Here is a 17,912-nt window from a genome sequence, read left to right as displayed (position 1 = left end):
TTGAGCAGGATCCATTTTGCAGGACTAGCGCTTTCGATGCCTGATTCAGACACTCTTGCTTTTGCTGACCGGCCAGCGGACTCCGTGGGTCTGGTCACACCACACGTTGCCAAATTTGATACGCCGCTACCGCTTGCCTGCGGCAAGACGCTGCCAGAATACGAGCTGATCTATGAAACCTACGGCACGCTCAACGCCGAGCGCTCCAACGCGGTACTGATCTGTCACGCACTCTCCGGCCACCACCATGCGGCGGGCTACCACTCTGCCGAGGACCGCAAGCCCGGCTGGTGGGATGCCCATATCGGCCCGGGCAAATCCATCGACACCAACCGTTTCTTCGTGGTGTCGTTGAACAACCTGGGCGGCTGCCACGGCAGTACCGGCCCCGTCAGCCATAACCCAGACACTGGCCGCCAGTGGGGGCCTGACTTCCCCGTGATCACGGTCAACGACTGGGTGGCCAGCCAGGCGCGCCTGGCCGACCACCTGGGCATCGAGCGCTGGGCCGCGGCCGTGGGTGGCAGCCTGGGCGGCATGCAGGTACTGCAGTGGAGCATCACATACCCGGAGCGGGTGGCCAATGCGGTGATCATTGCCGCCACGCCACGCCTGTCGGCCCAGAACATCGCCTTCAACGAGGTGGCTCGACAGGCCATTCGCTCCGACCCGGAGTTCTTCGACGGCTGGTACGCAGAGCACGACACGGTGCCCAGGCGGGGCCTGAAGCTGGCGCGGATGGTCGGTCATATTACTTACCTCTCCGAAGACGCCATGGGCAGCAAGTTTGGCCGCGACCTGCGCAGCGACGACCTGAATTTCGGCTTCGATGTCGAGTTTCAGGTGGAGTCCTACCTGCGTTATCAGGGCGATACCTTCTCCACCGCCTTCGATGCCAATACCTATCTGCTGATGACCAAGGCGCTGGACTACTTCGACCCTGCCGCCCGCCACGGGGGCGACCTTGCCCAAGCGCTGGCCCCGGCCCAATGCCCTTTCCTGATCGTCAGCTTCACCACCGACTGGCGCTTCCCGCCCTCGCGTTCCCGTGAGCTGGTGGATGCCCTGACCCAGGCGGGCAAATCGGTCAGCTATGCCAATATCGACTCCCCTCACGGCCACGACGCCTTTCTGCTGTCTGAACCCCGCTACCACGCGCTGTTCAGTGCCTTCATGGGTCGCGTCGCTCGCGAGCTGAAGATCGACGCCGTCGCCAAGAAGGAGGCTCGTTAATGCGCACCGATCTGGAATTGATCTATGACTGGGTGCCCCACGGCGCCCGTATCCTCGACCTGGCCTGCGGCGACGGCACGCTGCTGGAGCGGCTGGCCAACGAGAAACAGGTCTCCGGTTACGGGCTGGAGATCGACCCGGAGGGCATCACCCAGTGTGTGGCCAAGGGGGTCAGCGTGATCGAACACAACCTGGACGACGGCCTGGCCAGCTTCAGCGACAACAGCTATGACCAGGTCATCATGACGCAGGCCTTGCAGGCACTGCGCCGCCCGGACAAGATGCTCGATGAGATGCTGCGGGTGGCGGAGGAAGGCATCATTACCTTCCCCAACTTTGCCTACTGGCGTCACCGCGTCCACCTTGGGGTGCGCGGTTACATGCCGGTATCGAAGTCGCTGCCCCACGCCTGGTACGACACGCCCAACATTCACCTGTCGACCTTCAATGACTTCGAGCATCTCTGTGGCGAGAAGGGGCTGGTGATCGTGGACCGCGCCGTGGGCGTGGGCGACCACAAAGGGCACTGGACATCCAAATGGTGGCCGAATCTGTTTGGCGAAATTGCCATTTTCAGGGTTCGCCGCCGCCCATCGTAGAGGAGAACCGCCATGGCGATGGCAAGACTGCGCCGCAGCCTCGCGCTACTGACACTATTGGGTCTGCTGCTGATGTCGACCCAGGCCACGGCAGAACAGTGGGTCGAAGTGGGCGATTATGAAATTCACTACAGCGCCATCGCCACGCGGCACCTGAGCCCGGAAGTCGCTCAAGCCCACCGCATCCAGCGCAGCGCCGGGCACGGGCTGGTCAACGTGGCCGTGCGCCAGCGCCAGCCCGATGGCACGACGCGCCCGGTCATGGCCAACGTCCAGGGCAGCGTCGGAGGACTGAATGACGCCGGGGAGTCTCTCGGCTTTCGCAATGTCCGCGACGGCGATGCCACCTACCACATCGCGCTGTTCACCCTGCGCCATGACGAACCCATGCGCTTCGACCTGGAAGTGCGCCACGACCGCAATGCGCCCCCGCAGCCGGTCAGCTTTATCCAGCGTTTCTACATCGAGCGTTAGGCCCGCACCGTCAGCGCCCGGTTCAAACGTGCAGTGAACGGCGCTGCGTCGCGCCACTCGAGACGAATGCCGTAGGCCAGCACATCGACGCCCGCCGCCATGGCCTCGGCCAGCGCGGTCGCGTAAACGGGGTCGATGTGGGCCGCTGGAGCCACGTCCTCGATCCCTTCATGGGCCACGCAAAACAGCAGCACCGCCCGTTCGCCCTGCTGGGCCAGCGCCGTCAGATGATGCAAATGCCGCGTGCCACGCTCACTGACCGAATCCGGGAAATAGCCATGGCCATCGTCCTCCTTGAGCGTTACCTGCTTGACCTCGACATAGGCCGCCCCCTTCACCGGGTCGTCGAGGCGAAAATCGAGCCGCGCATCGGCCACTTTTACCTCACGCTTCAGCGTGGCGTAGCCTGCCAGAGGGGGGATGTCTCCCGCCTGTATGGCCGACTCGACCAACCGATTGGCCCGCCCGGTGTGCACCGAGGCCAGCGCCAGCGCGCCGTCCGTCTGGGGCAGCGCAATCCACTCCCAGGTCCAGGCCAGCTTGCGTTTGGGGTTGTCGCTGGGCGATAGCCATACCCGAGCCCCCGGCACGTTGACCGCCTTCATCGAACCGGTATTGGGGCAGTGCGCCACCACCTCTTCGCCGCTGTCCAGCCGCACATCGGCCAGAAAACGCTTGTAGCGGCGCAGCAGCGTACCCGGCACCAGCGTGGGGTAGTGCATCATAAGCGACCTACGAAGCGGGCCAGGCGCTCCATGGCTTCCTGAAGCCTGGGCACTTCATTGGTGAACGCGATTCGCACATGGTGCTCTCCGCCCTGGACGGCAAAGTCGATCCCCGGAGTGATGGCCACGTTCTCCTCTTGCAGTAGGCGTTCGCAAAAGGTCTGGCTGTCGCGGCTGTAGCGAGAAATATCCAACCATACATAAAACGCCCCCTGAGGTGGCAGGTCCGGCGCCAGCCCCAGCGCCGCTAGGCCATCCAGCAACACCTGACGCCGCTGCTTGAGGGTGGCCCGACGGGTTTCGAGAATATCGCGACACTCCGGCGTGAAGGCCGCCAGCGCCGCATACTGGGAGGGCGTCGGCGCAGCCAGAAACACATTCTGCGCCAGCCGCGTGAGTGGCTCGACCGCCTGCTCGGGCGCCACCAGCCACCCCAGCCGCCAGCCCGTCATGCCGAAGTACTTGGAAAAGCTGTTCACCACAAATGCATTCTCCGACAGCGACAAAGCCGACAGCGGGGCATCGTCGTAATTCAGCCCCTGATAGATTTCGTCGACGATGAGATCGCCGCCCTTGGCGGCCACCGTCTGCATGACCTCCCTTAGCGCGGTAGCGCTGAGCGTATGCCCGGTAGGGTTGGAAGGCGTGGCCAGCATCGCCAGCCGCGTATCGGGCTGCCAGTGACGTTCGACCAGCGATGCGGTCAGCTGCCAGCCGCTGTCACGGCCCACCGGTACGCTGTCGATGTGGGCACCGGCCAGCGCCATGAAGTGGCGATTGCACGGGTAATTGGGGTCGGCCATCAGCACGCGCTGACCGCTTTCCACCAGCAGCTGGCTGGCCAGCAGCAGGGCACCGGACGCGCCGGGGGTCACCAGAATCCGCGCCGGGTCCACCGTTGCCCCAAAGTGCTGGGCATAATGGTCGGCAATCGCTTCACGCAGTGAGGCCAGCCCCGCCGCCGGTGTATAGCGTGTACGGCCTTCCGCCAGCGCCTGCTGCCCTGCCGCCACGATGGGGGCTGGCGTGGCAAAATCGGGCTCTCCTACCTCCAGGTGGATGACATCATGACCCGCCGCCTCACGCGCCTGTGCCATTTCCAATAAGTGCATCACGCGAAAAGGTGCGACGTGTTCCACACGCGTATTCCAGGCCATAACGGTTCCTTTTCCTAGCAGTAGTCAAAACATGACCCATGGCGTACAAGATGTAGGACCATGGTCGAAAACGCACTATTATGCTTGCATCGCAGCTAATTTTCAGCTAAACAAGCACCCCTTTGGCGTGCGATCGTGACACACGCACATGGTCGATCAGCAGTCACAACGTTCAGTAGTCACAACGTAAGGGGCACTCCCATGCCAGTAGCGGAAAAGAAATCGGAAGCGTCCAAGTCCTTCATCCCGTACGAGCCGGCACCGGGTGAAGAGTATATGAACGAGAAGCAGCTCGCGCACTTCCGCCAGCTGCTTCTGGACTGGAAACAGGACCTCATGGAAGAGGTGGATCGTACCGTACGCCACCTGCAGGAAGACGCCAATAACTACGCCGACCCCGCCGACCGCGCGACCCAGGAAGAAGGCTTCAGCCTGGAATTGCGCACTCGGGATCGTGAGCGCAAGTTGCTGAAAAAGATCAACGAAACCATCGAAAAGATCGATGAAGACGACTATGGCTTCTGCGAGGCCTGCGGGGTCGAGATCGGTATTCGCCGCCTCGAAGCACGCCCGACGGCCACGCTGTGCGTCGACTGCAAAACGCTGGCCGAGCTGAAAGAGAAGCAGCTGGGCGGTTGACACCGCGGCCACCGCAACATGAGTGACGGCCGCTGACGGGCACCCTTGAGGTGCCCGTTTTTGTTTGTCATCTTGTGTCTTTCCACGCTTGTGCTCTTTGATTGCCAGAAACGGGTTGCCATGACCGCTACCGCTTCCTATCGCGGGCGTTTTGCCCCTACGCCCTCCGGCCCTTTGCATCTGGGCTCACTGGTGGCCGCCCTGGGTAGCTATCTGGACGCCCGTGCCGCCGGTGGTCAATGGCTGGTGCGCATAGAAGACATCGACCCGCCACGCTGCCCAGACGGCGCCGACCGCACTATCCTGCAGCAGCTGGAAAGGTTCGGCTTGTATTGGGACGAAGCGGTCTGCTGGCAGCACACCCGCTCAGACGCCTATCAGCGGGCGCTGGAGCAGCTGATCACCCAGCGCCTCGCCTACCCCTGCAGCTGTTCGAGAAAGCAGTGGCAGGATTTCGACGTCTATCCTGGCTGGTGCCGAGACGGCGTGCGCGACGCAACCAAACCTATTGCCTGGCGGCTGCGCAGCGACCTCGGCCAGCGCCCTGTCGTCTGGCAGGACCGCCTGTTTGGTCGCCAGCAGTTCGACCCGGCGGCGCTGGGCGACGTGGTGCTCAAGCGCAAGGATGCCTTGTGGGCCTATCAGCTGGCGGTCGTGGTCGATGATGCAGACCAGGCCATCACCGATATCGTGCGCGGCTACGACCTGCTCGACAACACCCCCTGGCAGCGCCAGCTGCAAGCGGCACTGGGCTATGCCACGCCGCGCTACTTGCACCTGCCGCTGGTGGTATCTGCGGATGGTCAGAAGCTCTCCAAGCAGAACCTGGCCCCGCCGCTGGCCGATGCACCAGACGCCGTGCGCCGCCAGCTGCACCAGGCGCTCACGCTGCTCGACCAGGCGCCCCCGGCAACCCTGGCAAGCGAGCCAGTCGACACTCAACTGCAGTGGGCCATTGCCCACTGGTCGCCCGAGCGCCTGACGCCCCACGCCCATCGGCCCACGCCCGAGGAGCCCTGACATGTACGTTTACCGCATCATGCTGTTTCTGGTGTTTGGCGGCTATCTGCTATCGCCTCTGTTCATGAACGGCTGGGGCGACCCGGACACGGCCTGGTATCGCCCTTTCGCCATCTGGGGTGGCCTGATCGCCCTGACCCTATGGCTCGAACAGAAGAGGAAGCTGGATGAGCGTTGAGCTAGCGGGGGTTGCCCTGCTGGGCCTGGGCTACCTCGGCCTGCTGCTGGCATGCGGCATGGCCGTCGAGCGCGGCTGGGTACCTATTCGGGTCACTCGTCACCCCATGGTCTACACTCTGGCGCTAGGGGTCTATGCCAGCGCCTGGGCGGTCTACGGCAGCGTCGAGATGGCTTCCAAGGCCGGTTTCGGCTACCTGGCCTACTACCTGGGCGCGGCCGGTGCCTTCTTGCTGGCACCGGTACTGCTGGTGCCCATCCAGCGTATCACCCGCACTTACCAGCTCTCCTCTCTGGCCGACCTGTTTGCGTTCCGCTATCGGTCACGCTGGGCCGGTACGCTGGTCACGCTGCTGAGCCTGGCGGCCGTCCTGCCCTTGCTGGGCATTCAGGTACAGACTCTCAGCGACACCATTGCGCTGCTCTCGGGCAGCCATTACAGCGGGGCCGTCACGCTGCTGCTCTGTGCCGCTATCGCTGCCTGCGCGGTGCGGTTTGGCGCCCGCCACAGCCACCGCCAGCGCCAGCGCCACGATACGCTGCTGACCGTGATTGCCTTCGAATCGGTGATCAAGCTGCTGGCCATGCTGGGGCTTGGCGTGATTGCGCTGTGGTGGGTGTTCGATGGCCCCCAGGACCTGCAGCGCTGGCTGGAAGGCCCCGGGGCCGCTGTGCAGGCCGCTACCCCGCAGCTGGACGCGCCCCAATGGAGAACCCTGCTGCTGCTGTTTTTTGCCGCCGCCTTCCTGATGCCGCACCTGTTTCAGATCACCTTCGCCGAAAGCCTCTCACGGCACACCCTGCTTCAGGCCAGCTGGTCACTGCCACTGTTTCTGCTGCTGATGGCGCTGCCCGTCCCGCTGATCTTATGGGCAGCCCAATCGACCCAGCCCGACGTTCCTGTCGCGGCCTACGCCGCCTATCTGATGACCGAGCACTGGTGGGTCGGTGCGCTGGCCTTCATCGGCGGCCTGGCCGCAGCCAGCGGCACCATGATGATGATTGCGCTGGCGCTATCGGGCATGGTGCTGAATCACCTGGTGCTCGTAGCCCGGCCGCCGGAAGCACGCAGCGACCTCTATGGCTGGCTGCTGTGGCTACGTCGCGCGCTGGTGGTTGCGGTGATTGCCGGTGGCTGGCTGTTCGCCGAAAGCCTGGGCCGCTATCACTCCCTCACCAGCCTGGGGCTGGCCGCCTTCGTGGGCATGGCCCAGTGCCTGCCGGGCATGCTGGCGCTGCTCTACTGGCCCGGCGCCAATCGCAAGGGCACCCTGGCGGGATTGGTCGGCGGCATCGTCATCTGGCTGTGGGGGCTGTGGCTGCCCCTGCTGCTCAACACCCCGCTGCCCGCCCTGCCCTTCACCCCGCTGATGAGCGCCGATGACCCTGCCTGGTTCAGCGTCACGCTGATCTCGCTGGCCATCAATATCGTTCTGCTGATGGTGGTATCGCTGTTCACGCGCATGTCCGAAGGCGAAAGCTCGTCTGCCGAGGCCTGCTCGGTGGACGCGGTCATCCGTTCCAAGCGCCTGCCGCTGGAGGCCGCCACCGCCGGTGATTTCACCGCACACCTGGCCCAGGCGCTGGGCGAGGAAGCCGCTGGCCGTGAGGTCAGTCGCGCCCTGAAGGCGCTCAACCTGACACCTCAGGAGCGCCGCCCCTACGCACTGCGCCGCCTGCGTGATCGTATCCAGGCCAACTTGTCCGGGCTCATGGGGCCTTCGGTGGCGCGCGACATCGTGGACCGCTACCTGCCCTATCGCCACGACGATGCGCCGGTCACCGACGACATTCACTTCGTCGAAAGCCGCCTGGAAGCCTATCGTTCACGGCTGACCGGGCTGGCCCGCGAACTGGATGGTTTACGCCGCCACCACCGCCAGACGCTGGCGTATCTCCCCGTCGGGCTTTGCGTACTGGGTGACGACGACGAACTCCTGATGTGGAATCAGGCGCTGTCGCAGCTCTCGGGTATCAGTGGAGACAGCGTGATCGGCTCACGCCGCGACAGCCTGCCCGCACCCTGGCCGGAACTGCTGGGCAGCGTACTGGAAGCAGACCAGACCCCGCTTTACAAACAGGCCGTCTCGCTGCACGGCAAGGATTACTTTCTCACCCTGCATAAAGCGGTTCTGAGTGGCCATGACAGCCGTGGCGGCAGCGTAGTGCTGGTCGAAGACCACACCGAAATGAAGTGGCTGGAAGAGGAACTCGTGCACGCTGCGCGGCTGGCCTCGATTGGCCAACTGGCTGCCGGCGTGGCCCATGAGATCGGCAATCCGATTACCGGCATCTCATCGTTGGCCCAAAACCTGCGCTATGACACCGAAGACCCAGCACTGCTGGAAACCGCCGACCAGATCCAACAGCTGACCCAGCGCGTGACCCGCATCGTCAACTCGCTGGTCGGCTTTGCCCATGGCGGCCGAGCGGCCCTGCCTCAGCCCGCCGCCCCGGTCGCCCTGGCCAGCGTCAGCGACGATGCCTTGCACTTGATCCATCTGGCCCGCTCAGGGGAGGATGTGCGCTTTACCAATGCGTGCGCGGATGACATTGTGGTGCGTGGTGACGCCCAGCGACTGACCCAGGTGATGGTCAACCTGCTGAGCAATGCCAAGGATGCCTGTGCCCCGCAAGGCAGCGTGGTGATCGAGGCTGGCCGCCAGGCCAACCACGCCTGGTGGCGCGTGACCGACGACGGTCACGGCATCGACGACAGCGTCAAACACCGGCTGTTCGAACCGTTCACCACCACGAAACCGGCAGGCGAAGGTACCGGGCTTGGGTTATCGTTGGCGTATCAAATCATCAATGAGCACCAAGGCAACATAGAAGTGGCTTCGCCACCTCCCGGACAGCCTCGCGGCACGGCCATCACGCTATGGCTCCCGCTTTACCGACAGGATGATCACTTGCCCCATGCCCCGGATACTGATTGTTGAAGATGAAGCGATTATTCGCAGCGCCCTCAAGCGCCTGCTGGAGCGGCATGACTATCGCGTCAGCGAGGCCGCCAGCGTCGAGGAAGCCCGCGAGCTCCCCCCCAGCGACTTCGATCTGGTGATCAGCGATCTGCGCCTGCCAGGGGAACCAGGCACGGCGCTGATCGCCCTGGCCGCCCCGGCCCCGGTGCTCATCATGACCAGCTATGCCAGCATGCGCTCGGCGGTGGATGCCTTGAAGCAGGGCGCCGTGGATTACGTGGCCAAGCCCTTTGACCATACCGAACTGCTGGAAACCGTCGAGCGCATTCTGCACAAGCAATCCATGCAGCAAGGTACTCCCCCGGACATCACCGACGATGGCGGTGGCAGGCAGACGATGATCGGTGATTGCAGCGCCATGCAGCAGGTCTATACGCGCATTCGCAAAACGGCGCCCGCCGATGTCACCGTGCTGATCCAGGGCGAGTCCGGCACCGGCAAGGAGCTGGTCGCCCGCGCCATTCATCAACAAAGCAAGCGTGCCAAGGCACCGTTGATCTGCGTGAACTGTGCGGCGATCCCCGAAACGCTGATCGAGTCCGAGCTGTTCGGCCATGAAAAGGGAGCCTTTACCGGCGCCAGCGCCGCCCGCACCGGGTTAGTGGAAGCCGCGGACGGCGGGACGCTGTTTCTGGATGAAATTGGTGAACTGCCGCTGGACGCCCAGGCCAGGCTCTTGCGGGTGCTGCAAGAGGGCGAAATCCGCAAGATTGGCTCGGTCGAAACACGCCATGTGGATGTGCGCCTGATTGCCGCCACCCACCGGGACCTGCGCGCCCTCTCCAAGAGCGGCGAATTCCGGCTCGACCTCTACTACCGCCTGAACGTCATGCAGATCGCGCTGCCGCCGCTGCGGGAGCGCGAGGATGACGTGCTGAAGATTGCCGACATTCTGCTGGAGAAAGCTTGCAAGCGACATGAGCGGCCGGGGCTGCGGCTTTCACGGGCGGCACGCCAGGACCTGCGCGACTACCCATGGCCCGGTAACGTCCGCGAGCTGGAAAATGCCCTGGAGCGCGGTGTCATTCTGGCCGAGGGGCATCTGATCCACCCTGACGACCTGGGCCTTGGTCCAGTGACCAATCGCCCGGCGCCGCCCCCCACCGCCAGCGTCACACCCACGGCTCCTGCCAGCGACGGCGAACCGGAACCCAACGAGGACGACCTCTCTCTGGAGGACTATTTTCAGCACTTCGTGCTGGAGCATCAGGACCAGATGAGCGAAACGGAGCTGGCCCAGAAGCTGGGCATCAGCCGCAAGAACCTCTGGGAAAGGCGTCAACGGCTAGGGATTCCCCGTAAAAAAACGACACGCCGATAAACTTAAGTCGATAATAAGACTAACGTCCAATAGATTGATTTGCATAAGAATTATCCAAAAACCGTTACCCCTTCACTGTTACCTTCCCACACAACGACTCGGCAAAAAGGGCAATTTCGGGGTAACACTTCCTGTGCGGATAAGTTCCCCGATCCGCCTGAAAATTGCCAAGCTCATGAAAACTAAAAGTTATCTGATAGGTGGCACAGCGAGTGCAATATTACTCAGCAAGAAGAACAAACTGGGCCACGCGGCAGTCGCCAACAAAAACAACATGACGCCGCCCCGACCTGAGCCACAACAAGAACAACAGGGCCAGGCAGAGATAACGGTACTAACAAGAACAACAGGCTTGAGTCTCACTACTTGTAAGCACAGGGTTTGCAAACACGGCGCAGCCCCTGATGCGACAACAAAAACAACAGCAATCTACAAGTGCCCAAAAAGGACGCGACGTACACAACAAGCTGCACCCAAACAACAATAACAGCAGCATAGGTGTACACCCCCGGAGCCAATAACAATTCGCCGGGAGAGAAAAGTTCGCGGTTGGATTATTGTTTTGAATACGAGGCGGTCGGAATCAGAGTGGTTCTTACGCCTACCGACTGCGGTGCGTATTCAGGGCGATGTGCCATCATGAATAAAAACAGCAGCATGGATGCTGATTGTCTGCTTAGTAGGGGGAGGCTCATGTAGCCTCCCCTTTCCGCATTTGTCACCTGTTACCGTCCAAACGCCGCCTCGGCGCTTTGCAAGCTATCGGGGGTCGGATACACTCAACGCCTTGATCGATACCCCTGCGAGTCGATATCGCCGCATGTTTAAAGGATTTACCCGTTTATTACATAGTCCGGGAGAGCACTTGAAATCACTGCTCGATTCCCCAGAGAGCGCTGACAACGCGCTCAGCCCACGCATTATTCCGCGCTCCGAGCACCCCGTTTCTCGTAAACAAATCAGTGAAGCCGCGCTGAAGGTGCTCTATCGCCTCAATGGTGCTGGCTACGATGCCTACCTGGTGGGTGGCTGCATTCGTGATGCGCTGCTGGGCAAGATGCCCAAGGATTTCGACGTGGCCACCAACGCCACGCCGGAGCAGGTGCGTGACCTGTTTCGCAACTCACGTCTGATCGGCCGTCGCTTCCGTATCGTGCATGTGCGCTTTGGTCGTGAGGTCATCGAGGTGACTACCTTCCGCGGCAAGCCGCAGGACGAGCACGGCGATCACATTGCCCATCAGTCCGACGATGGCTTGCTGCTGCGCGACAACGTATGGGGCAGTATCGAGGAGGATGCGCTACGGCGTGACTTCACGGTCAATGCGCTCTATTACAACATTGCCGACTTCACCATTCACGACTTCGCCAACGGCGCGCAGGACATCGATTCACGCACTCTGCGCCTGATCGGAGACCCTGCCACGCGCTATCGGGAAGACCCGGTGCGCATGCTGCGGGCGGTCCGCTTTGCTGCCAAGCTCGACTTCACCATCGAACCGGCCACCGAAGCGCCGATGTACGACCTGGCGCCGCTGCTGCTGAACATTCCTCCGGCACGCTTGTTCGACGAAGTGCTCAAGCTGTTCATGTCCGGCCATGGGCTGATTACCTTCCGCCTGCTGAGCCACTACAACCTGTTCGGCATGCTCTTCCCGGAAGCCGAAGAGGCCATGGCCGATGCCGCCTGGGCAGAGGAGTTGATCGAGCAGGCGCTGATCAATACCGACAAACGCATTGCCGAAGACCGCCCGGTCACACCGGCCTTTTTGCTGGCGGCGTTTCTCTGGGCACCGGTGGTACATCGCCAGGCAGAGCTCGAACGCGAGGGCATGCCTTCAGTACCCGCCCTGCAAACCGCCGCCCAGCAGGTCGTTTCTCGTCAGTTGCAGCATACGTCGATTCCCAAGCGCTTCGGTATTCCCATGCGGGAAATCTGGGAGCTGCAATCGCGCCTGCCCATGCGGCGGGGCAAGCGCGCCTTCCAGACCCGCGAGCACCCACGTTTTCGGGCAGCCTACGACCTGCTGTTGCTCCGTGAGCAGGCGGGCGAGATCCCGCGTGGCCTGGGCGACTGGTGGACGGCCTTCCAAAAAGGGGACGAGCACGAACAGCTGCGCCTGCTGCAAAAAGTCGGCAGCGACCCGGCAAGCCAGGGCGACCGGCGGCGCAAGAAAAAGCGTAAATCTCGCAAGGGCGAAGCGTGAGCCCGGTACGCGCTTATATTGGCCTGGGCAGCAATCTGGACGACCCCAAGGGGCAGCTCACTCGGGCCCTGGAGGCGCTGGCAACGCTGCCCCTGTGCCAGATGCTGGGCCACTCTTCGCTCTACGCCACCCCGCCGATAGGCCCCCAGGACCAGCCTGACTTCATCAATGCCGTGGCCTGCCTGGAAACCCGCCTCTCGCCGCTGGCTCTGCTGGATCAGCTACAGGCGCTCGAGCAGCGCCATCGGCGGCGGCGCTTGCGCCACTGGGGCCCCCGCACTCTGGACCTGGACCTGCTGCTCTACGGGTCGCAGCACTGCCAGTGGCCGCGCCTGACCGTGCCCCATGCACAGATGCACCTGCGCGCCTTCGTACTGGTGCCACTGGCGGAGCTTGCCGGCACGCTGGAGCAACCACTCACCTTGCATGGGCAGCCGCTCGATCACTGGGCATCGACCCTCCCACTGGACGACATCCGCCGCTTACCCAACACGGCCACCCTCTCGACGGCTACCGTCTGACACAAATCTCGACACCATGCCCGCATTCAGGTAACAATTGCCGGTTACACCCCTTCGCACACGCAGGGATGCCGCGATAATAATGGTCGAGCAGCGCTGACGTTCAGCCATGCCATCGACCCCATGAAGAAACAACGAGAGCACGCCATGAAAACCGTTACCCTGAGCACGCTGCAAGCCTATAAGCGCGCCGGCGAAACGTTCAGTTGCCTGACCGCCTACGATGCCTCTTTTGCCCATGCCGCCAGCGCCGCTGGTGTCGATGTGCTGCTGGTCGGTGATTCGTTGGGCATGGTGCTGCAAGGTCACAGCAGCACGCTCCCCGTCACCATCGACGACATCTGTTACCACACCCGCTGTGCCGCGCGGGGCAAGGGACACAGCCTGCTCATGGTCGACCTGCCCTTCATGAGCAATGCCACCACCACGCAACTGCTGCAGGATGGCGCGGCGCTGATGCGCGCCGGTGCCGAGCTGGTCAAGGTGGAAGGCGAAGCCTGGATGGCCGACGGCATTCGCGAGCTGACACGCCGGGGCGTTCCGGTATGCGCCCACCTGGGCCTGACCCCGCAAACCGTCTATCAGTTGGGCGGCTACAAGGTGCAGGGCCGCGAAGCCGAACAGGCGGCGCAGATCATCGAGGATGCCAAGGTGCTGGTAGAGGCCGGTGCCTCGGTCATTTTGCTCGAGTGCGTGCCTGCCAGCCTTGGCAAAGCCGTCACCGAGGCGCTGGATGTACCCGTCATCGGCATTGGCGCAGGGCCGGACACCGATGGTCAGATTCTGGTGATGCACGATGTACTGGGGGTTACCCATGGCCGCACGCCGCGTTTCGTGAAGAATTTCATGAGCGAGGCCAGCTCCATTCAAGGGGCCTTCGAAGCGTACCATCAGGCGGTCAAGCACCGCACCTTCCCCGCCACGGAACACTGCTTCTAAGCGAGTCATTGCGAATTTCCTATGCGCACTTTGCGAGATATCAACGAGCTACGCGCCATGCTGCGCGAATACCGGCGCCAGGGGCAGCGTATTGCGCTGGTGCCCACCATGGGCAACCTGCATGCCGGTCACCTGGCCCTGGTGGCCACTGCCCGGCAGCACGCGGACGTGGTGGTCTCCAGCCTGTTCGTCAACCCGATGCAGTTTGGCCCGGGTGAAGACCTGGATGCCTACCCGCGCACCTTCGAAGCGGACCAGACCCAGCTCACCGAGGCAGGCTGCCATGTTCTGTTCGCCCCCACGGTGAGCGCGCTCTACCCCAATGGTCTGGCGGCACAAACCCGTGTCCACGTACCGGTGGTAGGCGAAGGGCTATGCGGCGGGTCACGCCCTGGCCACTTCGATGGTGTCTCGACGGTGGTCAGCATGCTGTTCCACCTGGTTCAGCCCGATGTCGCCTGCTTTGGCGAAAAGGACTATCAGCAGCTGGCGGTGATCCGCAAGCTGGTCGCCGACCTGCACATGCCCATCGAGATTCTGGGCGTGCCCATCGTGCGTGCCGAGGACGGTCTGGCCCTGTCATCGCGCAATGGCTATCTCAGTGCCGAAGAGCGCACCCAGGCGCCTGCGCTATATCGCACGCTGTGCGCATTACGCGAGGCGCTGGAGCAAGGCGAGCCTATCGAACAGGTACTACAACGCGGCAAGGCTGCGCTGTATGATGCCGGCTTTACGCCCGACTATCTGGAGCTGCGTGACCCCGAACTCGGCCCAGTCACGCCGTCCACCCACCAGGCCGTTCTGCTGGCAGCTGCCAAACTCGGCCCGGCAAGGCTTATCGACAACATCAGTGTGCAGCTACCCAAAGCTGCCCAGGGCTAGCCGTCGGGCTGGCTCGTCATCCAGGAGTTTTCATGCACACCATCATGCTCAAGGCCAAGCTGCACATGGCCCGCGTCACCCACGCCGTGCTCAACTACGAAGGCTCCTGTGCCATCGACGGCGAGCTGCTGGACATGGCCGGGATCCGCGAAAACGAACAGATCCAGATCTACAACGTGGAGAACGGCGAGCGCTTCACCACCTACGCCATTCGCGGCGAGGAAGGCTCACGGCTGATCTCCATCAACGGCGCGGCGGCGCATCTGGCCTCGCCTGGGCACCGCATCATCATCTGCAGCTACGCCCACTACTCCGAAGCCGAAGTGGAGCAGCACCAGCCCGCGCTGGTCTACCTGCAGGAAGGCAACCACGTCAGCCACACCAGCAATGCCATTCCGGTACAGCTGGCGTAAGACGCACGCGTTGCAAACACGCCGTTTCCAGCGGGCCGTTGATCGGCCCGTTTTTATTTGCAAAAAAAGCGTATTGCCGCAACGCACAACCTTCCCCTATGCTGGTAGCCAAGCCTGACACGACATGCAGTAACGTCGCTAATAACAAGAGATAGGCGACACGTCTATCTGCCATAGGAACGATGCAACACTCACTCAAGGAGTCAATGTATGCAAGACGTGGTCATTGTGGCGGCTCGCCGCACTGCTGTAGGCTCATTTGGCGGTTCACTTGCCGGTATTCCTGCCAGCGACCTGGGCGCGCTGGTCATCAAAGACATCATGGCATCGACGGGCGTGGCTCCTGAACAGATCGATGAAGTGCTGCTGGGTCAGGTACTGACCGCAGGCGCCGGCCAGAACCCCGCTCGCCAGGCCGCCATCAAGGCAGGCCTGCCAGAGAGCGTGCCAGCCATGACCATCAACAAGGTCTGTGGCTCCGGCCTCAAGGCGCTGCACCTGGCCACTCAGGCCATTCGCTGTGGCGATGCCGAGATCATTCTGGCAGGCGGCCAGGAAAACATGTCGGCCTCCCCGCACATCCTGCCGAATTCGCGTAACGGCCAGCGCATGGGCGACTGGAAAGCCATCGACTCCATGGTCCACGACGGCCTGTGGGACGCGTTCAACAACTACCACATGGGCATCACCGCCGAAAACCTGGCCGAAAAATACGCCATCACCCGGGAAGAGATGGACGAATTTGCCGCCGCTTCGCAGCAAAAAGCCGCGGCTGCCATCAAAGAGGGCAAGTTCAAAGGCCAGATCGTGCCGGTGGAAGTCCCCCAGCGCAAAGGCGACCCGGTGGTTTTTGATACTGACGAAAACCCGCGCGAAGTGTCTGCCGACAAGCTGGGCGGCATGCGCCCTGCCTTCAAGAAAGATGGCACCGTGACAGCAGGCAACGCTTCATCGCTCAACGACGGTGCTGCCGTGGTCATGCTGTGCTCCGCTGAAAAAGCCAAAGAGCTGGGCCTGGAGCCGCTGGCACGCATTGCCGCATATGCCAATGCAGGGGTCGATCCGGCCATCATGGGCATTGGCCCGGCACCGGCTACCCGCCGCTGCCTGGAAAAAGCGGGCTGGAGCCTGGATGACCTGGACCTGGTCGAAGCCAACGAAGCCTTCGCGGCTCAGGCGCTGTCGGTCAACAAGGAGCTGGGCTGGGATACCTCGAAGGTCAACGTCAACGGCGGCGCCATTGCCATTGGCCACCCCATCGGTGCCTCCGGCTGCCGCGTGCTGGTCACGCTGCTCCACGAAATGATCGCCCGCGATGCCAAGAAAGGCTTGGCCACGCTATGTATCGGTGGTGGGCAAGGGGTGGCGCTGGCCATCGAGCGCCCCTGATACCGTGCTCTCGCGCCGTGATGACTGCCCCCGCACACGCGGGGGCATTTTTTTGCCTGACGGCTAGCGGTGCTTTTCTCCCACGATGCGCGCGGGGGTGCGCCATACCAGCAGCATCCCCAGCAGGAACAGCCCTGCCGATGCCCACATGGTCACCGGCAGGCTGGTGCTGTCCACCACCTGACCACCCACCATGGCGCCCAGGCCAATCGACATATTGAAGACAAACGCCATCAGCGCCGTGGCGGCTTCGGTATTGGGGGCCGTGCGCAGAATCCAGGTCTGGATACTGACCGAGACGCTGCCAAACACGGCGCCCCACAGCATCAGCAGCAGCACACCGCTGGTCGGTTGCACGCCCAGCAGCGGAAACAGCCCGACCACCACCAGCAGCAGGCTGGGGATGACCAACACCGCCCGATAAGGATGGCGCCCGGCAAAGGCCCCAGCGGCGATATTGCCCAGAATGCCTGCCGCCCCATAGAGCAGCAGCAGGCTGCCCACATGCCGCTGGGCCACGCCGCTGATCTCCTGCAGGATCGGGCTGATAAAGGTGTACGCCACGAAGTGCCCGACCACCACCAGCCCGGTGGTCAGCACGGCGACCCGAACGCCTCGGTTTTGCAACTGCTGCGCCAGCATGCGCAAGCGCACCGGCTCACGGGGTGGAAGCGGCGGCAACCACACCCATAGCGCCACGGCGGTGAGCAGGCTCAAGCCGCCAAGGGCGCCGAAGGCCACCCGCCAGTGGCTGGCATCCCCCAGCAGTGTCCCCAAAGGCACGCCCAGCACCGAGGCTGCCGCCACGCCCCCGAAGATGATGGTCATGGCACGGGCCACCTGATGCGCCGGCACCAGGCGCGGCGCAATGCTGCCAGCAATGGCCCAGAAACCGCCAATACTCATCCCCACCAGCACCCTGGCGGCCAGGAGAAAGATGAAGGTCGTGGCCAGGGCCGACAGCAGGCTGCCAATGACCATCACCACCATCATCAGCGTCAGCATGATGCGGCGGTCCAGACGGCCGACGGCCACCGGCAGCAAGGGGGCGGAAAACGCCGCCACCACTCCCGGCACGGTGACCATCAACCCGGCCATGCCGGGGGTCACGCCCATGTCTGCAGCAACCTGCGAGAGCAGCCCAATGGGCAGCTGCTCGGCGGTTACCAGTAAAAAGATGCCGATCATCACGGCGACCACCGCCCACCAGCGCGGTGACTCCTGCTGCTCCAT

17 protein-coding genes are annotated in these 17,912 nt (G+C 63.0%); 14 read left to right on the top strand and 3 right to left on the bottom strand.

All coding sequences use genetic code 11. The annotated features are described in order from the left end of the window. Positions 1-36: 36 nt before the first annotated feature. From metX to LG409_RS01865, 3 genes are read left to right on the top strand one after another with little or no spacing between them, the layout of a single operon-like run. Positions 37-1,233, top strand: coding sequence for a homoserine O-succinyltransferase MetX (metX, locus tag LG409_RS01875; RefSeq protein ID WP_227407490.1), 1,197 nt, complete (start codon positions 37-39; stop codon positions 1,231-1,233). Continuing rightward, a complete protein-coding gene (gene metW, locus LG409_RS01870) occupies positions 1,233-1,832 on the top strand; it encodes a methionine biosynthesis protein MetW (protein ID WP_189464092.1) in 600 nt (199 codons plus the stop codon). Before metX ends, metW begins: the two co-directional genes overlap by 1 nt. 12 nt (positions 1,833-1,844) lie before the next feature. Continuing rightward, positions 1,845-2,306, top strand: coding sequence for a DUF4426 domain-containing protein (locus tag LG409_RS01865; RefSeq protein ID WP_016915944.1), 462 nt, complete (start codon positions 1,845-1,847; stop codon positions 2,304-2,306). On the opposite strand, the gene sfsA is transcribed toward LG409_RS01865, so the two are convergent. Further along, a complete protein-coding gene (sfsA, locus tag LG409_RS01860; protein ID WP_227407489.1) occupies positions 2,303-3,031 on the bottom strand; it encodes a DNA/RNA nuclease SfsA in 729 nt (242 codons plus the stop codon). The genes LG409_RS01865 and sfsA overlap by 4 nt on opposite strands. Next, entirely contained in the window at positions 3,028-4,188 is a 1,161-nt protein-coding gene (locus tag LG409_RS01855) for an aminotransferase class I/II-fold pyridoxal phosphate-dependent enzyme (protein WP_227407488.1), read from the bottom strand. Before LG409_RS01855 ends, sfsA begins: the two co-directional genes overlap by 4 nt. A gap of 201 nt (positions 4,189-4,389) precedes the next feature. On the opposite strand from LG409_RS01855, the gene dksA reads away from it, so the two are divergent. From dksA to LG409_RS01800, 11 genes are all read left to right on the top strand, one after another. Beyond that, on the top strand, positions 4,390-4,827 hold the full coding sequence (gene dksA / locus LG409_RS01850) for an RNA polymerase-binding protein DksA (protein ID WP_016915941.1): 438 nt from the start codon (positions 4,390-4,392) through the stop codon (positions 4,825-4,827). Between the two features lie 120 nt (positions 4,828-4,947). Continuing rightward, the gene (gene gluQRS, locus LG409_RS01845) at positions 4,948-5,847 is read left to right on the top strand and encodes a tRNA glutamyl-Q(34) synthetase GluQRS (RefSeq protein WP_016915940.1); all 900 of its coding nucleotides are present in this window, start codon (positions 4,948-4,950) and stop codon (positions 5,845-5,847) included. A gap of 1 nt (position 5,848) precedes the next feature. Continuing rightward, positions 5,849-6,025: a hypothetical protein gene (locus tag LG409_RS01840; RefSeq protein ID WP_016915939.1), complete on the top strand. Its 177-nt coding sequence runs from the start codon at positions 5,849-5,851 to the stop codon at positions 6,023-6,025. After that, positions 6,015-8,966: an ATP-binding protein gene (locus LG409_RS01835; protein WP_227407487.1), complete on the top strand. Its 2,952-nt coding sequence runs from the start codon at positions 6,015-6,017 to the stop codon at positions 8,964-8,966. The genes LG409_RS01840 and LG409_RS01835 overlap by 11 nt, the downstream gene beginning before the upstream one ends. Continuing rightward, positions 8,944-10,329, top strand: a complete 1,386-nt coding sequence (locus LG409_RS01830; protein WP_189464097.1) for a sigma-54-dependent transcriptional regulator — start codon at positions 8,944-8,946, stop codon at positions 10,327-10,329. The genes LG409_RS01835 and LG409_RS01830 overlap by 23 nt, the downstream gene beginning before the upstream one ends. An 820-nt stretch (positions 10,330-11,149) precedes the next feature. After that, complete coding sequence (gene pcnB, locus LG409_RS01825; RefSeq protein WP_227407486.1) at positions 11,150-12,535, top strand: polynucleotide adenylyltransferase PcnB; 1,386 nt, start codon at positions 11,150-11,152, stop codon at positions 12,533-12,535. Further along, the gene (gene folK, locus LG409_RS01820) at positions 12,532-13,056 is read left to right on the top strand and encodes a 2-amino-4-hydroxy-6-hydroxymethyldihydropteridine diphosphokinase (RefSeq protein ID WP_096921572.1); all 525 of its coding nucleotides are present in this window, start codon (positions 12,532-12,534) and stop codon (positions 13,054-13,056) included. The genes pcnB and folK overlap by 4 nt, the downstream gene beginning before the upstream one ends. Before the next feature lie 147 nt (positions 13,057-13,203). Further along, on the top strand, positions 13,204-13,995 hold the full coding sequence (gene panB, locus LG409_RS01815; RefSeq protein ID WP_096923345.1) for a 3-methyl-2-oxobutanoate hydroxymethyltransferase: 792 nt from the start codon (positions 13,204-13,206) through the stop codon (positions 13,993-13,995). A gap of 21 nt (positions 13,996-14,016) precedes the next feature. After that, positions 14,017-14,877, top strand: coding sequence for a pantoate--beta-alanine ligase (panC, locus tag LG409_RS01810; protein WP_227407485.1), 861 nt, complete (start codon positions 14,017-14,019; stop codon positions 14,875-14,877). A gap of 32 nt (positions 14,878-14,909) precedes the next feature. Then, positions 14,910-15,290: an aspartate 1-decarboxylase gene (gene panD / locus LG409_RS01805; protein ID WP_016915932.1), complete on the top strand. Its 381-nt coding sequence runs from the start codon at positions 14,910-14,912 to the stop codon at positions 15,288-15,290. 210 nt (positions 15,291-15,500) lie between these two features. After that, positions 15,501-16,679 (top strand): acetyl-CoA C-acetyltransferase, encoded by a 1,179-nt coding sequence (locus LG409_RS01800; protein ID WP_227407484.1) that lies wholly within the window; start codon positions 15,501-15,503, stop codon positions 16,677-16,679. A 63-nt stretch (positions 16,680-16,742) separates the two neighbouring features. Here LG409_RS01800 and LG409_RS01795 read toward each other — a convergent pair whose 3' ends face one another. Beyond that, complete coding sequence (locus LG409_RS01795; protein WP_016915930.1) at positions 16,743-17,912, bottom strand: MFS transporter; 1,170 nt, start codon at positions 17,910-17,912, stop codon at positions 16,743-16,745.

Source organism: Halomonas sp. NyZ770, assembly GCF_020616575.1.
In the GTDB taxonomy this organism is placed as follows: Bacteria; Pseudomonadota; Gammaproteobacteria; order Pseudomonadales; family Halomonadaceae; genus Vreelandella; species Vreelandella hamiltonii.
This window is presented reverse-complemented; position numbering and strand designations above follow the sequence as displayed.